Genomic DNA, 3,911 nt, shown 5'->3' with positions numbered 1-3,911 from the left:
CCTGCTGCAGGCACGCACCGGCCGGGCCATCGCGGGCGGCTCGATCACCGACCGGCCGCGGTTCGGCTACCGCGGCGTGCACCTCGACCTGGCCCGGCACTTCCACACGCCGGACGAGGTGAAGCGCTACATCGACGAGGTGCGCCGCCTCAAGGTCAATTATCTGCACCTACACCTGAGTGACGACCAGGGCTGGCGCATCCAGATCGACAGCTGGCCGCGGCTCACCGAGGTGGGCGGCGCGCCGGGCACGGGAGTCGACGGAGTCGGCGGCGGCTTCCTCACCAAGGCCGAATATCAAGACCTCGTCGGGTACGCGGCCGCGCGCTTCGTGACCATCGTGCCCGAGATCGACATGCCGGGGCACGTCAACGCGGCCCAGGTCGCCTATCCCGAGCTCACCTGCGACGGGGTCGCGCCGCCGCCGCGCACCGACACCGCGGTCGGCTACAGCTCGCTGTGCATCTCGTCGGAGACCACGTACCGGTTCGTCGAGGACGTGATCCGGGAGCTGGCGGCGATCACGCCCGGGCCGTACATCCACATCGGCGGCGACGAGGCGCACTCCACCCCACCGGCCGACTACGTGGCATTCCAGAACAGGGTGATCCCGCTGGTCGCCAAGCACGGCAAGACCGCGTACGGGTGGAACGAGATCGCGCAGTCGCCGGCCTCGTACTCGTCGGTCGCGCAGTACTGGGACACCTCGACCAGCAACGCGACGGTGGCCAACGCGGTGGCACACGGCATGCGCGTGGTGATGTCGCCGGCCAACAAGGCGTACCTGGACATGAAGTACGACCGGAACACCCCGCTGGGCCTGAGCTGGGCCGGCTACATCGAGGTGCGCACCGCGTACGACTGGGATCCGGGCACGCACGTGTCCGGCGTACCCGAGTCATCGGTCCTCGGCGTGGAAGCGCCGCTCTGGTCCGAGACGTTGCGCGACCTCGACGACATCGAGTTCATGGCGTTCCCGCGGCTGGCCGCGATCGCCGAGCTGGGCTGGTCACCGCGATCGACCCACGACTGGGCGTCGTTCCGCACCCGGCTGGCCGGATACGCACCACAGTGGGCGTCGCGGGACGTCGACTTCTACCGGTCACCCCAGATCGACTGGTGACCGATCAGCCGGTGACCGCGGCCGGCTGGCGGCCCTCGACGAGCTCGCCCTCCACCACCGGGAAGTGACACGCGGTCCGGTGGGAGGCGGGGTCGTCCAGGACCGGGACCAGCGGCGGCTCCTGCTCGGCGCAGATGTCCTGCGCCTTCCAGCAGCGCGTGCGGAACCGGCACCCCGACGGCGGGTTGATCGGGCTGGGCACGTCACCGGTCAACAGCACCCGCTCGCGCTGCAACTTGTCGCGCCGCCGCGGGTCCGGCACCGGCACGGCGGAGAGCAGCGCCACCGTGTACGGGTGCCGGGCCTGCGTGTAGAGCGACTCCCGGTCGGCGATCTCGACGACCTTGCCGAGGTACATCACCGCGACCCGGTCCGAGATGTGCCGCACCACGGACAGGTCGTGCGCGATGAAAACGTAGGTCAGCCCGAGCTCGTTCTGCAGGTCGTCGAGCAGGTTCACGACCTGGGCCTGGATCGACACGTCGAGCGCGGACACCGGCTCGTCGGCAACGATCATCTTGGGCTTGAGGGCGAGCGTGCGGGCGATGCCGATGCGCTGCCGCTGACCGCCGGAGAACTCGTGCGGGTACCGGTTGTAGTGCTCCGGGTTGAGACCGACCAGCTGCAGCAGATCCTGCACCGCGCGCTTGACGCCGTGCTCGGTCTGCACGTTCTGGATCCGGTAGGGCGCGCCGACGATCGTGCCCACGGTGTGCCGCGGGTTCAGCGACGAGAAGGGGTCCTGGAAGATCATCTGCATGTCGCGCCGCATCGGCCGGATCTGGCCCTGCCGCAGGTGCGTGATGTCCCGGCCCTCGAAGACGACCTTCCCGCCGGTCGGCTCGAGCAGCCGGGTCAGCAGCCGCCCGGTGGTCGACTTGCCGCAGCCGGACTCGCCGACCAGGCCCAGCGTCTCGCCCTTGTAGACGTCGAAGTCGATGCCGTCCACCGCGCGCACCGCGCCGACCTTGCGCCGCAGCACCCCCTTGGTGATCGGGAAGTGCTTCTCCAACCCCCGCACCGACAGGAGGGCGTCGTTGTCCTCGTTCATCACGCCTCCAGCTTCGGTTTGACCTCTTGCGCCCAGATCCGCTGCCGCTCCTCCGTGGGCAGGTGGCAGCGCACCAGGTGTCTGCTGCCGCCGGCCTGGGTCAGCTCCGGCGGCACCGTGTCGCCCAGCCCGCCCGTGCGCTCCTCGTAGGCGCAGCGGGGGTGGAAGGCGCAGCCGGACGGCAGGTTGATCAGCGACGGCGGCAGGCCCGGGATCGGCACGAGGCGCTCGAGGTTGGGGCGGTCCATGCGGGGCATGGACCCGAGCAGACCCCACGTGTACGGGTGTTCCGGCCGGTCGAAGATCGTGGTGGCGCCCGCGTACTCGACGCACTTGCCGCCGTACATCACCAGCACGTCGTCGGCCAGCTCGGCCACGACGCCGAGGTCGTGGGTGATGACGATCAGCGCGGAGTTGAACTCGGCCTGCAGCTCGTGCATCAGGTCGAGGATCTGCGCCTGCACGGTCACGTCCAGCGCCGTGGTGGGCTCGTCGGCGATCAGCAGCTCGGGGTCGTTGACCAGCGCCATCGCGATCATCGCCCGCTGCCGCATGCCGCCGGAGAACTGGTGCGGATAGTCGTCGACGCGGCGGTTGGGCTGCGGGATGCCGACCCGGCCCAGCATGTCGATCGCATGCTTGCGGGCGACCTGCTTGGAGACCTTGTGGTGGACCCGGTACGCCTCCATGATCTGCTTGCCCACGCTGTAGTACGGGTGCATCGAGGACAGCGGGTCCTGGAAGATCATGGCCATCTTGTTGCCGCGGAGCTTGCGCACCGGCTCGGGACCCGCGTTGACCAGCTCCTGGCCGTCGAGCCAGATCTCGCCGGACACCTCGGCGTTGCGCTTGTTGTAGATCCCCATGACGCCGAGGCTGGTGACCGACTTGCCGGAGCCGGACTCGCCGACGATGCCGAGGGTCTTGCCGCGCTCCAGCGAGAAGGTCAGGCCGTCGACGCTCTTCACGATGCCGTCGTCGGTCCTGAAGTGGATCTTCAGGTCCTTGACGTCGAGGAACCTGTCGTTCAGCGGCGCGGTCATGAGCCCAGCCTCACTCTCGGGTCGACGACCGCATAGAGCAGGTCCACGACCAGGTTGGCGATGACCACGAAGAAGGCCGCCATCATCACCACGCCCAGCACCTTGGGGAGGTCGTTGTTGGTGATCGCGTCGATCGCGTACTTGCCCATCCCGGGCAGCGAGAACACCGACTCGGTGAGCACGGCGCCGCCGAGCAGGATGCCGAAGTCCAGGCCGAAGATGGTGAGGATCGGGGTCAGCGCGGCGCGCAGGCCGTGCCGGACGGTGACGTCGCGTTCCGGCAGACCCTTGGCGCGGGCGGTGCGTATGTAGTCCTCGCCCATCGTCTCCAGCATGCCGGCGCGGGTGAGTCGCGCGTACTGGGCGGAGAACTGCAGGGCGAGCACCAGCCAGGGCAGCAGCAGGGCGTACGCCCACTTGCCGGGGTTCTCCTCGATCGGCGTGTACGTGCCGCCGGGGGCGGTCCACCCGAGTTTGTAGCTGAACAGCGTGAGGGCGATCATGCCGGTGAAGAAGATCGGCAGCGAAACGCCGGCGAGCGAGACGCCCATCGCGGCGCGGTCCAGCATCGAGCCGCGGCGCAGCGCGGAGATCACGCCGGTGGTCAGGCCGAATAGCAACCAGAGGATGGCCGCGCCGATGGCCAGCGACAGGGTGACCGGGAGCCGGCTCAGCAGCTCCGGCCAGACCGGCT

At 69.1% G+C, this 3,911-nt stretch carries 4 protein-coding genes; 1 reads left to right on the top strand and 3 read right to left on the bottom strand.

From position 1 onward, the window contains the following. Positions 1–1,123 (top strand): family 20 glycosylhydrolase (locus tag AB0M20_RS31090; RefSeq protein WP_364303890.1); only part of this gene is annotated, 1,123 nt, incomplete at its 5' end. A 4-nt stretch (positions 1,124–1,127) separates the two neighbouring features. On the opposite strand, the gene AB0M20_RS31085 is transcribed toward AB0M20_RS31090, so the two are convergent. The 3 genes from AB0M20_RS31085 to AB0M20_RS31075 form a co-directional block, all read right to left on the bottom strand. Then, positions 1,128–2,174: a dipeptide ABC transporter ATP-binding protein gene (locus AB0M20_RS31085; protein ID WP_364303889.1), complete on the bottom strand. Its 1,047-nt coding sequence runs from the start codon at positions 2,172–2,174 to the stop codon at positions 1,128–1,130. After that, on the bottom strand, positions 2,174–3,217 hold the full coding sequence (locus AB0M20_RS31080) for an ABC transporter ATP-binding protein (protein ID WP_364303888.1): 1,044 nt from the start codon (positions 3,215–3,217) through the stop codon (positions 2,174–2,176). The genes AB0M20_RS31085 and AB0M20_RS31080 overlap by 1 nt, the downstream gene beginning before the upstream one ends. Next, positions 3,214–3,911: ABC transporter permease (locus AB0M20_RS31075; RefSeq protein ID WP_364303887.1), on the bottom strand; the 698-nt coding region annotated here is incomplete at its 5' end. The genes AB0M20_RS31075 and AB0M20_RS31080, both read right to left, overlap by 4 nt.

This window comes from Actinoplanes sp. NPDC051633, assembly GCF_040681735.1.
Taxonomy (GTDB): Bacteria; Actinomycetota; Actinomycetes; order Mycobacteriales; family Micromonosporaceae; genus Actinoplanes.
Note: the sequence above shows the minus strand (reverse complement) of the source record. Positions and strands in the feature narration are given on the sequence as shown.

What these genes read in the sequence shown, in the direction of transcription:
- AB0M20_RS31085 (WP_364303889.1), bottom strand. Translation starts at nt 2,174, where the DNA reads ATGAACGAGGACAACGACGCCCTCCTGTCGGTGCGGGGGTTGGAGAAG.
- AB0M20_RS31080 (WP_364303888.1), bottom strand. Translation starts at nt 3,217, where the DNA reads ATGACCGCGCCGCTGAACGACAGGTTCCTCGACGTCAAGGACCTGAAG.